At 52.6% G+C, this 17,517-nt stretch carries 18 protein-coding genes; 15 read left to right on the forward strand and 3 right to left on the reverse strand.

Going from position 1 to position 17,517, the window contains the following annotated elements; genetic code table 11:
- Positions 1-20: 20 nt before the first annotated feature.
- On the reverse strand, positions 21-683 hold the full coding sequence (gene lexA / locus HKT17_RS06785) for a transcriptional repressor LexA (protein WP_105029858.1): 663 nt from the start codon (positions 681-683) through the stop codon (positions 21-23).
- Positions 684-984: 301 nt separating this feature from the next.
- Here lexA and yaaA point away from each other — a divergent pair, with 301 nt between their 5' ends.
- From yaaA to rlmD, 5 genes are read left to right on the forward strand one after another with little or no spacing between them, the layout of a single operon-like run.
- A complete protein-coding gene (gene yaaA / locus HKT17_RS06790) occupies positions 985-1,755 on the forward strand; it encodes a peroxide stress protein YaaA (protein WP_171098818.1) in 771 nt (256 codons plus the stop codon).
- A gap of 2 nt (positions 1,756-1,757) precedes the next feature.
- Positions 1,758-2,519, forward strand: a complete 762-nt coding sequence (gene surE, locus HKT17_RS06795; RefSeq protein ID WP_105029859.1) for a 5'/3'-nucleotidase SurE — start codon at positions 1,758-1,760, stop codon at positions 2,517-2,519.
- Between the two features lie 9 nt (positions 2,520-2,528).
- The gene (locus HKT17_RS06800) at positions 2,529-3,269 is read left to right on the forward strand and encodes a protein-L-isoaspartate(D-aspartate) O-methyltransferase (RefSeq protein WP_171098820.1); all 741 of its coding nucleotides are present in this window, start codon (positions 2,529-2,531) and stop codon (positions 3,267-3,269) included.
- Positions 3,266-4,090 carry a peptidoglycan DD-metalloendopeptidase family protein gene (locus tag HKT17_RS06805; protein ID WP_171098822.1) on the forward strand — a complete coding sequence of 275 codons (825 nt, stop codon included), beginning with the start codon at positions 3,266-3,268 and terminating at the stop codon, positions 4,088-4,090. Before HKT17_RS06800 ends, HKT17_RS06805 begins: the two co-directional genes overlap by 4 nt.
- Before the next feature lie 18 nt (positions 4,091-4,108).
- Complete coding sequence (rlmD, locus tag HKT17_RS06810; protein WP_171098828.1) at positions 4,109-5,482, forward strand: 23S rRNA (uracil(1939)-C(5))-methyltransferase RlmD; 1,374 nt, start codon at positions 4,109-4,111, stop codon at positions 5,480-5,482.
- A 230-nt stretch (positions 5,483-5,712) separates the two neighbouring features.
- Here the strand turns inward: rlmD and HKT17_RS06815 are convergent, their stop codons facing one another.
- Entirely contained in the window at positions 5,713-6,417 is a 705-nt protein-coding gene (locus tag HKT17_RS06815; RefSeq protein ID WP_130556555.1) for a Bax inhibitor-1/YccA family protein, read from the reverse strand.
- 172 nt (positions 6,418-6,589) lie between these two features.
- Between HKT17_RS06815 and ndk the strand changes: the two genes are divergently transcribed.
- From ndk to der, 8 genes are all read left to right on the forward strand, one after another.
- Positions 6,590-7,015, forward strand: coding sequence for a nucleoside-diphosphate kinase (gene ndk, locus HKT17_RS06820; protein ID WP_105028939.1), 426 nt, complete (start codon positions 6,590-6,592; stop codon positions 7,013-7,015).
- Positions 7,016-7,081: 66 nt separating this feature from the next.
- Positions 7,082-8,221, forward strand: coding sequence for a dual-specificity RNA methyltransferase RlmN (gene rlmN / locus HKT17_RS06825; protein WP_008248937.1), 1,140 nt, complete (start codon positions 7,082-7,084; stop codon positions 8,219-8,221).
- A gap of 265 nt (positions 8,222-8,486) precedes the next feature.
- Positions 8,487-9,584 (forward strand): helix-turn-helix domain-containing protein, encoded by a 1,098-nt coding sequence (locus HKT17_RS06830; protein WP_171098830.1) that lies wholly within the window; start codon positions 8,487-8,489, stop codon positions 9,582-9,584.
- A 66-nt stretch (positions 9,585-9,650) separates the two neighbouring features.
- Positions 9,651-10,898 carry a flavodoxin-dependent (E)-4-hydroxy-3-methylbut-2-enyl-diphosphate synthase gene (gene ispG / locus HKT17_RS06835; RefSeq protein ID WP_105028941.1) on the forward strand — a complete coding sequence of 416 codons (1,248 nt, stop codon included), beginning with the start codon at positions 9,651-9,653 and terminating at the stop codon, positions 10,896-10,898.
- Between the two features lie 50 nt (positions 10,899-10,948).
- A complete protein-coding gene (gene hisS / locus HKT17_RS06840) occupies positions 10,949-12,274 on the forward strand; it encodes a histidine--tRNA ligase (RefSeq protein WP_171098832.1) in 1,326 nt (441 codons plus the stop codon).
- Positions 12,271-12,915 (forward strand): YfgM family protein, encoded by a 645-nt coding sequence (locus HKT17_RS06845; RefSeq protein ID WP_171098834.1) that lies wholly within the window; start codon positions 12,271-12,273, stop codon positions 12,913-12,915. The genes hisS and HKT17_RS06845 overlap by 4 nt, the downstream gene beginning before the upstream one ends.
- On the forward strand, positions 12,912-14,090 hold the full coding sequence (gene bamB, locus HKT17_RS06850) for an outer membrane protein assembly factor BamB (protein ID WP_171098836.1): 1,179 nt from the start codon (positions 12,912-12,914) through the stop codon (positions 14,088-14,090). Before HKT17_RS06845 ends, bamB begins: the two co-directional genes overlap by 4 nt.
- 8 nt (positions 14,091-14,098) lie before the next feature.
- Positions 14,099-15,424: a ribosome biogenesis GTPase Der gene (gene der / locus HKT17_RS06855; RefSeq protein ID WP_171098837.1), complete on the forward strand. Its 1,326-nt coding sequence runs from the start codon at positions 14,099-14,101 to the stop codon at positions 15,422-15,424.
- Positions 15,425-15,445: 21 nt separating this feature from the next.
- Here the strand turns inward: der and HKT17_RS06860 are convergent, their stop codons facing one another.
- The gene (locus HKT17_RS06860) at positions 15,446-15,766 is read right to left on the reverse strand and encodes an Mpo1-like protein (RefSeq protein ID WP_105028946.1); all 321 of its coding nucleotides are present in this window, start codon (positions 15,764-15,766) and stop codon (positions 15,446-15,448) included.
- Positions 15,767-15,911: 145 nt separating this feature from the next.
- Here HKT17_RS06860 and HKT17_RS06865 point away from each other — a divergent pair, with 145 nt between their 5' ends.
- On the forward strand, positions 15,912-16,385 hold the full coding sequence (locus tag HKT17_RS06865; protein WP_105028947.1) for a CBS domain-containing protein: 474 nt from the start codon (positions 15,912-15,914) through the stop codon (positions 16,383-16,385).
- A gap of 33 nt (positions 16,386-16,418) precedes the next feature.
- Positions 16,419-17,447: an NAD(P)/FAD-dependent oxidoreductase gene (locus HKT17_RS06870; protein WP_171098839.1), complete on the forward strand. Its 1,029-nt coding sequence runs from the start codon at positions 16,419-16,421 to the stop codon at positions 17,445-17,447.
- Positions 17,448-17,517: the final 70 nt, after the last annotated feature.

The raw sequence follows: 17,517 nt of genomic DNA on the forward strand, positions 1-17,517 counted from the left end.
TTTAGTGCAATAACTGCTTTTTAATGCAACTGGCCTTGGCGAATCAAACCAACAGCCAAACCTTCAATTGCGAATGTTTCGGTTCGCAAGTCGACTTCAATGGGAGCGAAATCGCTGTTCTCGGCTTGCAGTTCAACCACATGGCCTTTCTGGAAAAAACGTTTCACGGTGACATCGTCGTTCACGCGTGCAACCACCACCTGGCCCGCTCTGGCAGTACTGGCTTTTTTTACGGCCAGCAAATCGCCATCCATAATGCCGATGTCTTTCATCGACATGCCGCGTACTTTCAGCAAGTAATCGGGCTTGTCTGGAAACAGAGAGGGATCAACAGGAATTTGTTTTTCCACATGTTCTTGGGCAAGAATCGGGCTGCCTGCGGCAACACGACCAATAAGTGGCAATTGCATGAATTGCTCCATTGCACGTTCGGCGGCCTTGCTGGCAGTTTCTTCCAAACCTTCGGCGTATTCACCCAGCAAGCGAATGCCCCGTGACGTACTGGCATCCAGTGCAATGACATTTTTTTTGGCCAGAGCCTGCAAGTGATCTTCTGCTGCATTGGCTGAGCGAAATCCCAGTTGCCGTGCAATTTCGGCGCGAGTGGGTGGCCTGCCAAATTGGGTAATTTGGTCTCGGATTAAATCAAGAATTTCTTGTTGACGAGCAGTTAAACCTTTCATGGCACCAATCTCGAATGGACATGCTGTGATTATATACAGTAAATCAAAACTTGCAAACACATTTGCCTGAATCCAATTGCTGCATGTGACAGGTAATACATTCATCTTCGGGAGAGACAGTCTGGGAGACACGGCCAGAAGCGGAGCGACAAAGTCGCATCCGCGGCCAACCTCAAAAACACCAGTCACTCGCATACCTTGCATTGGGTATTTTTTCCCGACTTCACACCACCCTGTCCCTGAATCACCTGCCAGATCCTGCGATAATAAACCCGTAGTAATAACCAGGTGATTCATGTCCATGCTTGTAGTTCTTTCTCCCGCAAAATCGCTCGATTACGATACACCCTTGTCCGTTTCAGCCAGTACACAGCCGCAGTTTGTTGAGCAGGCCGCAGCGCTGGTGAATATTCTTCGCCCCATGAGCCCGGCCGATATTTCCGAACTCATGTCGGTCTCTGACAAGTTGGGTGTGCTTAACGCAACGCGTTACAGCGAATGGTCAACCAAGTTCACCAAAAAGAATTCGCGCCCTGCGTTGCTGGCATTCAATGGCGATGTGTACGATGGTTTTGATGCAAAAACCCTGGACGAAGACGGTTTGGCTTTTGCACAAAAGCATGTGCGTATTCTGTCGGGCCTGTATGGCATTTTGCGTCCACTCGATTTGATGCAACCCTATCGCCTTGAAATGGGCACCAAGCTGCCCAACCCTGCCGGCAAAGATCTATACGCCTATTGGAAGCAGACCGTGGCGCCGGCCCTGAACAAGGAACTCGGAAAAAAAGACCCTGTGTTGGTCAATCTGGCTTCAGATGAGTATTTCAAGTCGGTTGATACCAAGGCCTTGAACGCACGCGTGGTTCAACCCGTGTTTCAGGATTACAAAAACGGCCAGTACAAAATTATCAGTTTCTTCGCCAAAAAAGCACGTGGTTTAATGGCCCGTTACATTGTTGACCAACGCATCACAGATGTAGAGCAACTGAAAAAGTTCAAGGTGGCAGGCTACGCATTTGCACCCAAAGAATCCACCGAGAACACTTGGGTGTTTCGCCGCAAGGAAGCTTGATCTTGACCATTCCACATATTCTGATCAGCAACGACGATGGTTACAGTGCCCCCGGCATTTTGGCCTTGCATGGCGCTTTGCTTGAACGATTTGGCAACACCGTTCACCTGGAGGTGATGGCACCCGAGCAAGACCGCTCGGGCGTGTCCAATGCCCTCACACTTGACCGGCCGCTTACAGTACGCAAAGCCGCCAACGGATTTCGTTATGTGAATGGCACCCCCACCGATTGCGTGCATGTGGCGGTGACTGGTTTGCTGGAACGTCGCCCGGATCTCGTGGTGTCTGGCATCAACAACGGCGCCAACATGGGCGACGACACCATTTATTCAGGCACTGTGGCAGCCGCCATGGAAGGCTTTCAGTGTGGTTTGCCCGCGATCGCTTTTTCGCTGGCTGGCAAAGGTTATGCGCACCTGGACAGCGCAGCCCGCGTGGCGGCTGAAATTGTTGAGCGCTTCCTGAACAACAAACTTGGTTTGGAACATTGCCTGCTGAATGTGAACATTCCCCCGATTCCTTACGATGACATGCAAGGTTACGAATGCACCCGTTTGGGCAAGCGCCACCATGCCGAACCCGTGATTCCCACCCAGAATCCCAAAGATGAAACCGTTTACTGGATTGGCCCACCCGGCGGTGCCAAAGATGCTGGCCCAGGCACCGATTTTTATGCGGTCAAGCAGGGTAAAATTTCGATCAGTCCTTTGAAAGCTGATTTAACGCACACCGAACAAATGAAGACCCTGGCCGATTGGCTGTAAAACAACAACATGGATCAAAAGCCCCGCTTCAAGCCAGCACCTGCGCTGATTACCCAGTCTGCGCGCAAACTGGACCGCATTCCGGAACGCATCGGTGGTTCAAGCCTGACCTCCGAGCGTGCGCGTGGGCATTTGGTTCAAAAACTGAAAACTCTGGGTATTGTGAATCAGCGTGTGCTCGATGTAATTGGTGCTGTGCCGAGGCATTTGTTTGTGGACGAAGCATTTGCATCGCGAGCCTACGAAGACGCAGCCTTGCCAATTGGCCATCAGCAAACCATTTCACGGCCTTTCACCGTGGCCCGTTTTGCTGAATACGCGCTGGATGGCCGTGCAGAGCTGGACAATGTGCTGGAAGTCGGCGCGGGTTGTGGTTACCAGGCTGCGGTGTTTGCCAGCATCGCAAAGCGGGTGGTCAGCATAGAACGCATTGAGGCGTTATACGACAAGGCCCTGCGCAACTTAAAACTTGCCGGCTTTCAGAAAGTCAAAGTAATTCATGGCGATGGTTTGGTGGGGTTGCCCGCACAAGCACCGTTTGATGTCATCATTGTGGCCGCTGCGGGTTTGGAAATACCGCAAGCCTTGCTCAAGCAGTTAAAAATTGGCGGGCGCCTTATAGTGCCCGTGGCTGACCAGAATCAGCAAAATCTGGTCATTGTTGATCGTTTGGCGGTCGACAAATGGCACCGAGAGAAAAAAGACTTGGTAAAATTCGTACCCCTGTTACAAGGAACTCGCATCGTATGAAACGTGGCGCATTAACCAGAACCCCATTGCTGGGTTACACACGTGCATTGGCAGTTGGGTTTGCAACACTGACCTTCCTGGCCGCCTGTACAACAACGGGTAACCAGGCCCCGGTGGTCGATCGTTTGCCCTCCCGTTCTACTGACACCGCAGTGGCCACCGACGGTGTTTACACCGTCAAAGCTGGCGATACCCTGTACAGCATTGCGCTTGATTTTGGTCTGGATTGGCGTGAGCTGGCGCGGTCCAACAATTTGAGTGATCCCAGCAAGCTAAGCATTGGTCAAAAGCTGCGTGTGACGGGTGCGCCTGGTGCTGTCGCGGCTGGTGCATCTGGGGCAAGCACTGTTGAAGACACTGGCGTTGAAGTAACCCCGATTACTCCTGCTGGCGGTGCAAAACCGGTCGAGGCCACACCAGCACCGGAAATCAAGCCGCCGGCTCCCGTTGCTGTTACTTTGGGTTTTATTTGGCCGCATCCAGGTGAAATTATTCAAGGGTACAAAGCGGGTGTGAACAAGGGTATTGACCTTGCTGCCAAAGTGGGTGACCCCGTAATTGCCTCTCAGGCGGGGCGTGTCGTGTATTCAGGCAACGCGCTGCGCGGTTATGGCAACTTGATTATCCTGAAACACGACAACAACTTGTTGACCGCCTATGCCCACAACAAAACCTTGTTGGTGAAAGAAGGTGAGCCTGTCACCAAGGGCCAGAAAATTGCGGAAGCAGGGCAGTCCGATTCTGATCGCCCCAAACTGCACTTCGAAGTGCGCAAGCAAGGCAAACCTGTTGACCCGATGGATTACCTCCCGGCCCGTTAATTTTTATTGAATGTAGCCATGGGCCGCAAAAAGAAAAAAGATCGAACACCCGTGGTGTTTCCACGGGTGCAAGTTGCCATTGAATCAATCGACCTGGATGCCAATGGCATTGGCCATGTGGATGGCAAAGTGCACTTCATCGATGGTGCAATCACCGGCGAAACCGTTGTTGCCGAAATTACGCGAGTAAAGCCAAGCTATTCAAAAGGCAGAACACTGCAGGTGCTGAATACGGTTTCCACTCGCACCACGCCCAAGTGCCCGCATTATGGGGTGTGTGGCGGATGCGCCATGCAGCACATTGAGCCCAATGCCCAGGTGGCCATTAAAAACCGCGCGCTTGAAGACCTGTTGCAGCGAATTGGTCGCCAAACTCCCGAGCAGATGATGCCCCCCATTTATGGTTCATTTTGGGGTTATCGACACCGTGCGCGTTTAAGTACCCGCTTTGTGATCAAGAAAGAGCGGTTCTTTGTCGGGTTTCACGAGAAAGCATCTTCTTACGTGGCGGACATGCAGGAATGCCATGTGTTGCCCAAGCATGTGTCCAACATGATTGTGCCCCTGGGCAATATGCTGGTCACGCTGAGCATTTTCATGCGTATTCCCCAAATTGAACTGGCCGTGGGCGATGGTGTTACCGCAATGGTGTTACGCCACCTGGAACCCTTGAGTGAGTCAGACCTCGATACGATTCGATCCTTTGGCCGAAAGTGGGGTGTTGACTGGTGGCTGCAACCAGGTGGCCCAGCCACTGCACATCGTCTTGAAGCTGACAAGCCAGTGGACCTCACTTATCGCATTCCCAGTTTTGGTATTCGAATGCGATTCAGGCCGACTGATTTCACGCAGGTGAACCACATGATCAACGACGCCATGATTAGCCGTGCGGTGTCATTGCTCGATTTAAAGCCCGAAGACCGCGTGCTTGATCTGTTCTGCGGCTTGGGTAATTTCTCCTTGCCTTTGGCCACGAAAAGCAGTTACGTGAAGGGTTTTGAAGGTTCGCAAGACCTGGTTGACCGAGCCGGCGAGAATGCTAAATTCAACGGCCTGGCCGATAAAACCGAATTTCATGTGCGCAATCTGTTCGAAGTGGAAACACCTGAATGGGAAAGTTGGGGGCAATACGACAAAGTCTTGGTCGATCCTCCGCGCGACGGGGCCTTGGAAATTTGTAAGGCAATCGTAGGTGCGCGTGCAGAGTTTCAGCCCAAGCGCATTGTTTATGTCAGCTGCAACCCGGGCACCTTGGCTCGGGATACGGCGGTACTTTGCAATGTCGGCTCGTACAAGTTGATGAAAGCAGGGGTGGTGAACATGTTCCCCCATACATCGCATGTTGAGTCGATTGCAGTGTTTGAGCGAGTGGAGTACAGCGACTATTCCTGACTCTGGCGAACAGAATTCAGCTGCGCAAATAACAAACGGGGCCGTTGCGGCCCCGTTTTCGTTGGTGCGTTTGCCTCACCAACTCGGCGGTCAGTATAGATACCAACCCACTGAGACTTCATATTGCGCTTCTGCAATTCACTTTGCAACAACTTTCGATGTTGCAAAGTGTCAAAAAAGTGCTTTGAAATCAGTTACTTTCAGGTAACTTAATCCCAGCAGGCGCTTGTTTACTCGCGGCTGCCACCTGTAAATACCATGAGCAGTTGCAGCAAGTTCACGAACAGATTGTACAAACTCAGGTAAATGCTCAAGGCTGCGGAAATGTAGTTTGTTTCACCGCCGCGCATGACACGTTGCAGGTCGTACAAAATGAACAGCGAGAACAAGCCCACGCAAATGGTGGAAATGGTCAGTGACAGGGCTGGCATTTGCAGGAAGATGTTGGCTACAGAGGCCACAATCACCATAACCAAACCGATCAGCAGTCCCTTACCCATGTTGGTGAAATCACGCTTGGTCACCGCGGCATAGCTGGCCAAACCAAAGAAAATACCGGCTGTGCCCAGCGCAGCCATCATGATGATGGAGCCGCCATTGGACAGACTGAGTGCGACCGACAAAATGCCGGAGAGCATCAAGCCCATGAAGAAGGTAAAGCCCAGCATGAGCACAACACCGAAGGAATTATTTCGGTTGCGTTGAATGCCCCAGATGAAGCCGAACATGGCGGCAAGCATGACCACGAAGGAAAGAATGGGGCTACCGGCGAACAAGCGGAAGAAGCCGAATTGAATGCCCGCAAACGCACCCAGGGCCGTCGGAACCATCGACAGGGCCAACAAGAAGTATGTGTTTCGCAGAACCCGGTTGGTTTCTACGGTAGATACACCACCGGCTGTGCGGCCAAATTGTGCAGTTCTGAATTCAGACATGTTTACTCGCTCCTTTGTAAAACGCGAATTTGTATGGATTTAGAGTAATGGTAATGGCGAAAAGTTTCAATTCAAGACGTGGGTCAGCCCCGTGATTGGGTTTTTTATATAAACCAGCTATAATCGCGGGTTAATTTTCACGCTTTTCTAATCTTTTCGGAGTGGTTACACCATGGCAATCGAGCGCACCCTGTCCATCATCAAGCCTGATGCTGTTGCAAAAAACGTAATTGGTCAAATTTACAGCCGCTTTGAAGCCGCTGGCCTGAAGGTAGTGGCCGCACGCATGGCTCACCTGTCACGCGCTGAAGCTGAAGGCTTTTACGCAGTGCACAAGGCACGTCCTTTCTTCAACGACCTGGTTGAGTTCATGATTTCTGGCCCAGTGATGATTCAAGCCCTGGAAGGCGAGAACGCAATTGCCAAGAACCGCGAATTGATGGGTGCCACAAACCCCAAGGAAGCCGCTGCCGGTACCATTCGCGCCGACTTCGCTGAAAGCATTGACGCCAACGCGGTTCACGGCTCGGATGCCCCTGAAACAGCTGCGAACGAAATTGCTTATTTCTTCCCAGCGTCACAAGTATTTTCACGCTAATCTAGTTCGATTGCGTTGAATTCCGGGGGCGCACATGCGTCCCCGTTTGTTTTGAAAGGACACACCATGAGTGCACAACTCGACAACTTGCTGGACTACTCGGTGCCCGAGCTGATTCAGTGGTGTGGCAATTTGGGTGAAAAACCATTCAGGGCCAAACAACTGGCCAAATGGATACACCAGTCGGGCATGGACAATTTTGATTCCATGACCGACCTTGCGAAATCATTTCGCCAGAATTTGAACAGCCGTGCCTGCATCAAGGCCCCCAGTATCATTTCCGACAACGTATCCAAAGACGGCACACGCAAGTGGCTCTTTGATGTTGGCAATGGCGATGCAGTTGAAACGGTATTCATCCCCGAAGAGCGCCGCGGAACCCTGTGCGTCAGCTCGCAGGCTGGCTGCGCGGTCAATTGCCGTTTTTGCTCTACTGGCAAACAAGGTTTTTCCCGCAACTTAAGTACCGCTGAAATTGTGGCCCAGTTGTGGAAGGCCAATGTGTTGCTGCGCGAAGCTGGCGACCGTGTTTACGCCCAAGAGCGCCCGGTTACGAATGTGGTCATGATGGGCATGGGCGAGCCCCTGCTGAACTACGATGCCTTGGTCCCGGCTTTGCAATTAATGCTGGATGACACGGCTTACGGTCTTTCCCGCCGCAGGGTCACTGTGTCGACATCGGGCGTTGTGCCCTTCATGGACAGGCTTTCGCAAGATTGCCCCGTGGCCTTGGCTGTTTCATTGCATGCCCCCAATGACGCATTGCGCGATCACCTCGTGCCGCTGAACAAAAAGTACCCATTGCGTGAGTTGCTCGATGCCTGCCTGCGTTACCTGAAATTTGCGCCGCGTGATTTCATTACTTTTGAGTATGTCATGCTTGATGGGGTAAATGACAAGCCAGAACATGCCCAGCAATTGCTTGAAATCGCCAAAATCGTGCCTTGTAAATTCAACCTGATCCCGTTTAATCCATTCCCGGAGTCGGGTTTGCTCAAGTCAACCAGCCCTGCAATCAAAACGTTTGTGGATATCCTTGGCGGCGCGGGTGTGGTAACTACAGTTCGCAAAACCCGGGGTGATGACATCGATGCAGCATGCGGTCAACTGGCTGGCGAAGTTCGAGACCGAACCAAGGTCAAGGAAAGGCTTGTAAGTACGGTGTCCCTGGAAGAACTGAGGGGTTCCTCCAAACGCAGGGACTAGGCAAACAGCGTGCATGCTTTGTCATACAATGAAAGCAAGATTGAGTGTGTTGTGGCAGTGATTGCGTATTAATTCAATTATAAAAACGATATTTTTGCCGCCAAACTTGTGGCGCATTCTCAAAAAACTCCTCAACACATTGAATTTTCATAGAAATCGCTTGAACCTACCTGCTTGCTTCGATTATGCTGCAAAGGTGGTGGCGGTAAAGAACTACAATGATTAATCGGGGCCCTTTGCGCCTGCCGACGCTTGGAAAGACCAAATGAATGAAAATCGTGCGATGAGCAAAACTGAATCATCAGATGCCAGTGCAGGTCAAGATGCAAAACCGGAGCCAAGCAATGGCTCCTTCGCTGAAAAGCACCCCAATTTGACTCTGCTTGAATCGGGCCAGAACCCGGGCGAAATTTTACGTGCTGCCCGTGAAAAGGCTGGCTATTCCTTGAGCGACATCAGTGCTCAAACCAAAATCAACGAACGTCAGCTTGAAGCCATTGAAAGTGGTGATGTTGGGCGCCTACCGCCCGAGACCTTTGCCAAGGCTTTCATTAAAAGTTATTGCAAGGCCCTGAAGATGGACCCTGCACCGGTCATCATGTCCTTCGGGTTTTCCGAGGCCAGTGCCCAGGTCAAAGCCGCTCGTTCTGGCCAGGCCGAAAGTGGGCGCTCCGAGCCGCTTGAGCCCAAGATGCCCAACAGCTCCAAGCGCTTGTCCACTTTGAATTTTGATCGTAAAACAGGCAAGAAATCGCTGAGCTACGGCATTGTGCTGGCAGCAGTGGTGGTCATGGCCGTGTTTTATATTCCCGTGTTCATGTCGAGTCAAACCACCGAAGTGGGTGATGCAGAGGTGATCGAACCCAACGAGGCGCCTGTGGCCACGGCACCAGGTTCCGAGAGTGCTGTGTCAGCGGATGGTTCTTTGCCTTTGGGCCTGGAAGCCCCAGCTGCGGCCGGTGATACGGCTGTGTTCCCGGCACTTCAGCAACCTGCTGAGCCTGTGGGTGAATCTGCACCCCCCGCAACCGCAGCACCAAACGCCACCGGTGCGGCCAGCACAACAGCCGCTGCACCTGTTGCTGATGCTGCAGCGCCAGCGGTAGCCCCCTTGGCACCCAATGTTGAAAGCGTGTTGCGGTTTAACTTTCAAGAGCAGTCCTGGGTGACCGTTCGCGATGCAAATGACAAAGTGTTGATTTCCCAACTCAACGACGGTGGCAGCAATCTGGAAGTGAAGGGTCAAGCGCCCTTTAAGTTGATTGTTGGCAACGCCAAGGCGGTAAGTGTATCCAGCAATGGAAAATCAGTTGATCTGACTTCATCCATTCGTGGAGAAGTGGCTCGAATCACTGTTCAATAAAATCTGTGCGGGGGCTGTTTCAGCCTCCGCCTTTCAGCAACCTGTCTATCTCGCCAGAAGTTCATCGTGATTCCAAATACCCCCTTGAAGCGACACAAGACCCATCAAGTGGATGTCCGCTGGAAAGAGCATGTTGTGTCCATCGGCGGCGGTGCTCCTGTTTTGGTGCAGTCGATGACCAACACTGACACGGCCGATGCCCTGAACACAGCATTACAAATCAAGGCTCTCTATCTTGCCGGCAGCGAGATGGTTCGAATCACGGTGAACAACGACGCTTCTGCAGAAGCGGTGCCTTACATTCGTGAGCAGCTGGACAAAATGCGAATTCCCGTGCCATTGGTGGGTGATTTTCATTACAACGGACATTTGTTGCTTCAAAAATACCCGGATTGCGCAAAGGCCTTGTCGAAGTACCGCATCAACCCCGGCAATGTCGGTTCATCCCGTTCGCGCGATGACAACTTTGCGGCCATGATTTCAATTGCTGCTGAACACGACAAGCCAGTTCGCATTGGCGTGAACTGGGGCAGCCTGGATCAAAACCTGCTGGCCCGAATGATGGATGAAAACGGCAAGAAAGCCGACCCGCTGCCAGCGCAGCAACTGATGTACCAGGCGCTGATTGAATCTGCGGTCAGTAGTGCACACAAAGCGGTCGAGCTCGGTTTGCCCGCCAATAAAATTGTGTTGTCCTGCAAGGTGAGTCAGGTTCAAGACCTGATTGCGGTGTACCGGGAATTGTCGGGTCGAAGCGAGTTTCCCCTTCATCTTGGCTTGACTGAGGCGGGAATGGGCACGAAAGGTATTGTGGCATCTACTGCTGCCTTGTCTGTGCTCTTGCAAGAAGGCATTGGTGACACCATTCGCGTGTCGCTTACGCCCGAGCCCAATGGTGACCGTTGCAAGGAAGTGCTTGTTGGGCAGGAAATTTTGCAATCGCTGGGCTTGCGTGCCTTCACACCGCAGGTAATCGCCTGCCCTGGGTGCGGCCGAACCACCAGTACTGTGTTTCAGGAACTGGCCGATCAAATTCAAACCTACCTGCGCGATCAAATGCCGATCTGGAAAAACCAGTATGTAGGCGTTGAAGAAATGAAAGTGGCTGTGATGGGCTGCGTGGTGAACGGTCCGGGTGAAAGCAAGCACGCCGACATCGGTATTTCGCTGCCGGGCACCGGTGAGGCTCCTTCTGCCCCCGTGTTTTTAGACGGCAAACGCACGGTGACGTTGAAAGGCGAGAACATCGCTCAGGAATTTCAGGCGATTGTGCAGCGTTATGTCGAGCAAAGGTACGCTGGCGGCAACAAGTAGCCCAAGAATAGGCGACAATACCGGGTTGAGAAATTAAGTTGAATGCGTCAATGAGTCATCCTGAGTCGCCGGAACAATCCAAAGCCAAAAAGCAACCCCGACTTCAATCCGTCAAGGGAATGAACGATGTTTTGCCCGTAGAAGGCATTCATTGGGAGAATCTCGAGGTCATGCTTCGTGAGTGGTTGACCTCTTATGGTTACCGCTTGATCAAAACCCCTGTGCTTGAGCCCACGTCGCTGTTTCGCCGGGGCATTGGTGAAGTCACCGACATCGTTGAAAAAGAGATGTTTAGTTTTGTGGATCGCTTGAATGGCGACGAACTTACTTTGCGGCCAGAATTCACCGCGGGCATTGCACGCGCCACCATTCAACACAACCTGACTTACGCAGCGCCTCAACGGGTGTATTCCATGGGGCCTGTGTTTCGCCATGAGCGCCCTCAACGCGGGCGTTACAGGCAGTTTCATCAGCTCGATGTTGAAGCGCTGGGTTTTGCCGGCCCTGATATTGATGCGGAGTTGATTGTGATGCTCTCGCGCCTGTGGCGTGAGATGGGGCTTGAAGATGTGCGCCTTGAAATCAACTGCCTGGGTGAAGCACCAGAACGTCTGGCGCACAGGCAGGCGCTGATTACGTATTTTGAAGCGCACGCCGACTTGCTGGATGAAGATGCCAAGCGCCGCCTGCACAGCAACCCTTTGCGGATTCTGGATACGAAAAACCCCACCATGCAAGACATGGTCAACGGCGCACCGCGTTTGTCGGAATTCTTGGGGACGGAATCCCTGGCACATTATCAGGGCGTAAAACGCCTGCTTGACGATGCGGGCGTGCGTTACATTGAAAACCCGCGTCTGGTTCGTGGTCTGGATTACTACAACCTCACTGTGTTCGAGTGGATTACTGATGCCTTGGGCACGCAGGGCACTATTTGTGGCGGTGGTCGCTACGATGGCTTGATTGAAATTCTGGGTGGCAAGCCCACGCCAGCCATCGGATTTGCAATTGGCCTGGAACGTTTGCTCGAGTTGTACCTCGAAGTAAATCAGCCCGATGACACGGCTGACCTGGATGTGTATGTGGTGCATCAAGGTGAAGGAACGGCTCGCCGCGCTTTTACTTTGGCTGAAGAGTTGCGCGATGCGGGGTTTGCCGTGGTACTGCACGCCGGTGGTGGTGGCTTCAAAAGCCAAATGAAGCGCGCAGATGTCAGCGGTGCTGCCGTGGCGGTTATTCTGGGCGAAAACGAATTAAATGCGGGCACTGCGGCAGTCAAACTGCTGCGTGGTGAAAGCAAGCAGCAGGAATTCAAACAAGAGGGATTGGCCGAAGCCATTTTCGGTCTGCTTTACAGAGAAGGAGAGGAGTCTTGAGTCGATACAGCCTTGAAGAACAAGAACAACTGGCCAGTTTGAAGGCATTCTGGTCCAAATACGGCAGTTTTATCTTGACCGTGTTGATTCTTGTGTTCGGTGCCTTTGCCTTGAACAACGGTTGGAAATGGTGGCAGGCACGCCAGTCTACTGATTCAGTTGTGGTTTATGAACGTTTGGAGGCAGCCACGCGTGAGGGCAATATCGAACTGGTGGGAGAAATCCAGAAGACCCTGTTCGAGGAGCATGCCAGCTCCCCTTACGCACAGCGTGGGGCGTTGATTGCGGCCAAAGCCTTTTTCGATGAAGGCAAGCTGGAAGAAGCGAAAGCATCGTTGAAGTGGGCTTCTGAAAAAGCCAAGCTGGACGAGTATGTGGCAACTGCCCGTTTGATGTTGGCCGGTATTCTGATTGAGCAATCCGAGTTCGATGCAGCCAAATCGGCCTTGAGCGAGAACTACCCGGGCTTTGAAGGCCTTTTTCACGATCGTTTGGGTGACCTGGCCCTGGCGCAGAAAGATGTGGCAACAGCGCGCAAAGAATATGAATTGGCGCTTGGCACCGTTCAAGCCGACAGTCCGTGGAAGCAGGTGATTGAGCGCAAAATCAGTGCCTTGCCCAAAGTGGAGGCCAAACAATGAGCGAACCAATGAAGCACGTCATTAAAATTTCATCTCTTGTCGCTGTTTTGGCCTTGTTGGGCGGTTGTGCTGCCATCAGTTCGACCATGAGCAGCCTGAACCCCTTCGGCAGCAGCGCTGTGAAACCTGCTGAATTGCAGCCCTTTACGTCTCAATTGAAAGTTGCCAACGCCTGGTCCGTGGATGTAGGCGACTCCGAGCAAGGCAGCTTTACACCCGTTTTACTCGACTCTACTGTGTATGCGGCGTCCGAAGAAGGCCAGTTGGTGGCCATCGACAGGGCTACAGGCAAAACAAAATGGAAAGTGAAAGTCGGTGCCAAGCTGAAAGCGGGTGTGGCTGCCACGCTTGACACCATTGCAGTGATCGACGTGAACAACAACCTTGTCGCGTTTGATGCCAATGGCAAACAAAAATGGCAAACCGGCGTGGGCGCAGATGTCAGCAGCGTGCCCGTGGGTGCTGCTGGCACCATTCTGGTTCGCGGCATCGACTTCTCGGTGATCGCTTATTCAGCGTCAAATGGTGCACAACGCTGGAAGTATACCCGCCAGCTTCCGCCGCTGACTTTGAGAGTCAATACCCCAGTCGATGTCAACAACGCGCGCGTATATGCTGGTTTTCCGGGTGGTCGGCTGGTGGCGCTTGATCTGAGCGCGGGCACTGTTGTTTGGGAAGGTACTTTGGCAACACCCAGTGGAACCACCGAAATTGAGCGCATCACCGACGTAACCGGGACGCCAATTTATAACTTCCGTGAAGTGTGTGCAGCGGCGTTTCAAGGCAAGGTGGGTTGCCTGGACTCGGTTAGTGCCCGCCCAATCTGGACCACCGATTTTTCTGCACCCAGTGGTGCCTCTGTAGACGACCGTTACATGATTGCCCCCAATGAACTGGGCGATTTGTTTGCGTTTTCCCGCAGTGGCGGCAAGCAGGTTTGGAAAATTGAAAACTTCCAGCGTCGCCAGCCCACCACGCCGACTGTAATTGGTCGCGCTGTGGCTGTGGGCGACTACGAAGGCTATGTTCATTTCATTGATCGAGACACCGGCAAAACCATTGCGCGAACAAGAGTGGGTTCCACCTCTTTTGCCAGCCAGCCTGTGCCTGCTGACACCGATGCGCTGATCGTGCAATCGCGTGGCGGCAGTGTGGCCCTGATATCTGTCCAGTAAAGTAAAACATGAAACCTGTCATTGCCCTGGTTGGGCGCCCAAACGTGGGCAAGTCCACATTGTTCAATCGCTTGACCCGAACAAGAGACGCCTTGGTGGCCAACCAGCCTGGTCTAACTCGTGATCGCCATTATGGTGTAGGCCGTATTGGCCCCAGAGAATATTTGGTAGTGGACACTGGCGGGCTTGAGCCTGTGGCCAAAGACGGTATTTACGCCGAAATGGCCAAACAAAGCCGACAGGCAATTGTTGAGTCTGACCTGGTTTTGTTTCTTGTGGATGGTCGCCAAGGCGTCACCCCGCACGACCACGTGATTGCCGCAGAGCTGCGCAAGGCCAAGCGAGAAGTAATTCTGGTGGTCAACAAAACCGAGGGCTACACCCACTCGATGGCCGCCGCCGACTTCTTCGAGTTGGGTTTGGGCGAACCGGAGACCATATCTGCCAGCCATGGCGACGGCGTGCGCCAGTTGATGGACATTGCTTGTGAAAAGCTGCCTGTGTTGCCCGAAGATGAAGAGGGCGGAAGGCGCATCAAGGTGGCCATTGCCGGACGTCCCAATGTGGGCAAGTCCACCATGGTAAATACCTTGTTGGGTGAAGAACGCGTGATTGCGTTCGATTTGCCGGGTACCACTCGCGACAGTATTTATATTGATTTCGAGCGCAATGACAAGCCTTATACCTTGATTGACACAGCCGGTTTGCGCAAGCGCGGTAAGGTGTTTGAGTCGGTTGAAAAGTTTTCAGTGATTAAAACCCTGCAAGCCATTGAAGACGCCAATGTGGTGATCTTGATGCTGGATGCCCAGCAGGATATTTCCGATCAAGACGCCTCTATTGCTGGCTTCATTGTTGAAGCGGGGCGTTCACTGGTGTTGGCTGTGAACAAATGGGACAGCCTGGATGATTACCGCAAGGAACGAATCAAGGCTGAAGTAGGGCGCAAGCTGACTTTCCTGAATTACGCCAAGTTTCATTACGTGTCTGCCACAAAGCCTTTTGGAATTGCAGCCATGATGAAATCAGTCGATGAAGCGCACGCCGCGGCTTTCGCCAAGTTGTCAACGCCCAAACTGACGCGCCTGATTCAGGAGTGTGTTGAGCACCAACAACCCCCACGCAAGGGCATATTCAGGCCCAAATTGCGCTACGCGCACCAGGGCGGGCAGAACCCGCCCATTGTGATTGTTCACGGCACAGCGCTGGATGCCATTCCTGACAACTACAAGCGTTACTTGGAAACCCGAATTCGCGAGCGTTTCAAGCTGGATGGAACGCCGCTTCGGGTTGAATTCCGAAGCAACGTGAACCCGTTTGACAAGAAAGATTAACGCGAAAAATTAACGCGAAAATCAGAACGGGATTTTGCGGGTCAGGATGTCCTTGTACATCACCCAGTCACCCATGAAGCTGTAAAGCGGGTACTTGAATGTGGCTGGGCGGTTCTTCTCGAAAAAGAAGTGGCCCACCCACGCAAATGCATACCCAGTCAGCAAACCATACAGCAGCCAAACAGGCTGGCCGGTGGTAATCAATTTGAACAAACACACCAGTGCCAGTGTTGAGCCTACAAAATGCAGTCTGCGACAAGTCAGGTTGTTGTGTTCAGCCAGGTAAAAAGGATAAAAATCGGCAAAAGTCTGAAATCTGTTTCCGGTTTTTGGCATGCCCATGTCTCCATTTGTTTATTTTTAGTCGTTGTAGTTTACATCCCTTGCCGCTTCAGGCCTGTATCTGCTCAGAAATTTGGACTTGAAAGCTGTGGCATTTCGGGTAGGATGAATAAAACGACCATAAGAATATTTTAGGAGGTTTGTGATGCAAGTTAAAGAAGTCCTGCGTGTAAAGGGCAACACGCTTTTTACTGTCACCCCTGATACTCATTTGTCCGACTGCGTGGTTACCATGGCTGATCATGACGTGGGTTCATTGGTGGTGATGGACAAAGGGGCGCTGGCCGGCATCGTAACCTTCCGCGAAGTGATACGTGTTCTGGCCAAACGGCAAAAAGAGCACCGCACCGGCCCCACGCCGCCTGTGGCTGAAATTGTGGTTCGCGAGGTCATGAACACAGAGCCCACCGTGGCCACCCTGGATATGGAGGTGGATAGCCTTCGCAAACTGATGCTTGAGAATCACCAGCGCTATTTGCCCGTGATGGATGGAAACACACTGTGCGGTGTGATTTCGTTTCACGACGTGGCCAAAGCGGTGCTTGAGGAACAAGGGTTTGAGAACAAAATGCTGAAGGGCTACATTCGCGATTGGCCCATGGAAGAAAGCAGCAATTGAGTTGAAAACAAAAGCAGTACAGGTGGTATCAAAGTGAAAAAAAGAGTTGCGATTGTTGGTGCGGGCATGTCGGGTTTGGCCTGCGCACGCGAATTGGTTCAGCTGGGTCACGAGGTTACTTTGTATGAAAAAAGTCGTGGCCCGGGGGGGCGCATGCCTACGCGCTGGCTAAATCGAGACATTGATCCCCCTTTGGGCTTTGATCATGGTACCCAGTATTTTCAGGCTTCGTCCCCGGCATTTGTTGAATTGATTGACCAGGCCCAAAAGGTGGGTGCTGTGGCGCCTTGGGCTGGTTCTGTTGTTAATTTGGGCTACGGGCTTTCCTCCCCCCATGCAAGCACGACCACGCGGTGGGTGGGTACGCCTGGAATGGCCAGTTTGGCGCGCTTCATGGCCCATGGGCTTGATGTTCGTTTGCAATGCCGGGTGGCTGGTGTTGTTCGCACTGAGGGTGTTTACCAATTAACCCTGCACCTGGCTGATGGCACCGTCAGGGTAGAGTCTGGCTTTGATGCGGTGATTAGTGCTGTGCCGGCCGAGCAGGTGGTGCCGTTGTTTGATGAAGTTCACAAACCCTTGGCGCAATTGGCCGTTGCTGTTGAATCCAGCGTTACTTGGTCTGTCATGCTCACGCCTCGCGAGGCTGTGAAAGTAGATTTCGATGGGGCCTTCGTGGTGGACAGCCCATTGGGCTGGATTTGTCGCGATTCCTCAAAGCCTGGCAGGGCTGTGGGTGACCGTTGGATCTTGCAGGCCACTGCCGATTGGTCTCGACTTCATCAGGACTACGCTGCCGAGGAAGTGGGCAAGATGCTGCTCGATGTGTTTTGCAATGTGACTGGCCAGTTGATCGAAGAGCCTTTGACGGTTACCGCGCATCGCTGGTTGTATTCGTTGCCCAGCAACCCGGTGGGTATGCCTTGTTATTTCAGCGAGGAACACATGCTGGGTGCATGTGGAGACTGGCTTAATGGTGCGCGGGTGGAAGACGCATTTTTGAGTGGTCACACACTGGGGCATCAGCTGTCGAACGCATTCAGCAGTACTTTGATTCAGTAGCAACTCAGTAGCAACTGAGCAGCAAATAAGTTGCAATTGAGAAGTCGCAATTGAGTAAGCTCAACACCCG

The organism is Limnobacter sp. SAORIC-580 (assembly GCF_013004065.1).
GTDB classification, from domain to species: Bacteria; Pseudomonadota; Gammaproteobacteria; order Burkholderiales; family Burkholderiaceae_B; genus Limnobacter; species Limnobacter profundi.

Coding starts and splice junctions, on each gene's coding strand:
- lexA (WP_105029858.1), bottom strand. CDS start 683: ATGAAAGGTTTAACTGCTCGTCAACAAGAAATTCTTGATTTAATCCGA.
- yaaA (WP_171098818.1), top strand. CDS start 985: ATGCTTGTAGTTCTTTCTCCCGCAAAATCGCTCGATTACGATACACCC.
- HKT17_RS06800 (WP_171098820.1), top strand. CDS start 2,529: ATGGATCAAAAGCCCCGCTTCAAGCCAGCACCTGCGCTGATTACCCAG.
- HKT17_RS06805 (WP_171098822.1), top strand. CDS start 3,266: ATGAAACGTGGCGCATTAACCAGAACCCCATTGCTGGGTTACACACGT.
- rlmD (WP_171098828.1), top strand. CDS start 4,109: ATGGGCCGCAAAAAGAAAAAAGATCGAACACCCGTGGTGTTTCCACGG.
- HKT17_RS06815 (WP_130556555.1), bottom strand. CDS start 6,417: ATGTCTGAATTCAGAACTGCACAATTTGGCCGCACAGCCGGTGGTGTA.
- ndk (WP_105028939.1), top strand. CDS start 6,590: ATGGCAATCGAGCGCACCCTGTCCATCATCAAGCCTGATGCTGTTGCA.
- rlmN (WP_008248937.1), top strand. CDS start 7,082: ATGAGTGCACAACTCGACAACTTGCTGGACTACTCGGTGCCCGAGCTG.
- HKT17_RS06830 (WP_171098830.1), top strand. CDS start 8,487: ATGAATGAAAATCGTGCGATGAGCAAAACTGAATCATCAGATGCCAGT.
- hisS (WP_171098832.1), top strand. CDS start 10,949: ATGAGTCATCCTGAGTCGCCGGAACAATCCAAAGCCAAAAAGCAACCC.
- bamB (WP_171098836.1), top strand. CDS start 12,912: ATGAGCGAACCAATGAAGCACGTCATTAAAATTTCATCTCTTGTCGCT.
- der (WP_171098837.1), top strand. CDS start 14,099: ATGAAACCTGTCATTGCCCTGGTTGGGCGCCCAAACGTGGGCAAGTCC.
- HKT17_RS06860 (WP_105028946.1), bottom strand. CDS start 15,766: ATGGGCATGCCAAAAACCGGAAACAGATTTCAGACTTTTGCCGATTTT.
- HKT17_RS06865 (WP_105028947.1), top strand. CDS start 15,912: ATGCAAGTTAAAGAAGTCCTGCGTGTAAAGGGCAACACGCTTTTTACT.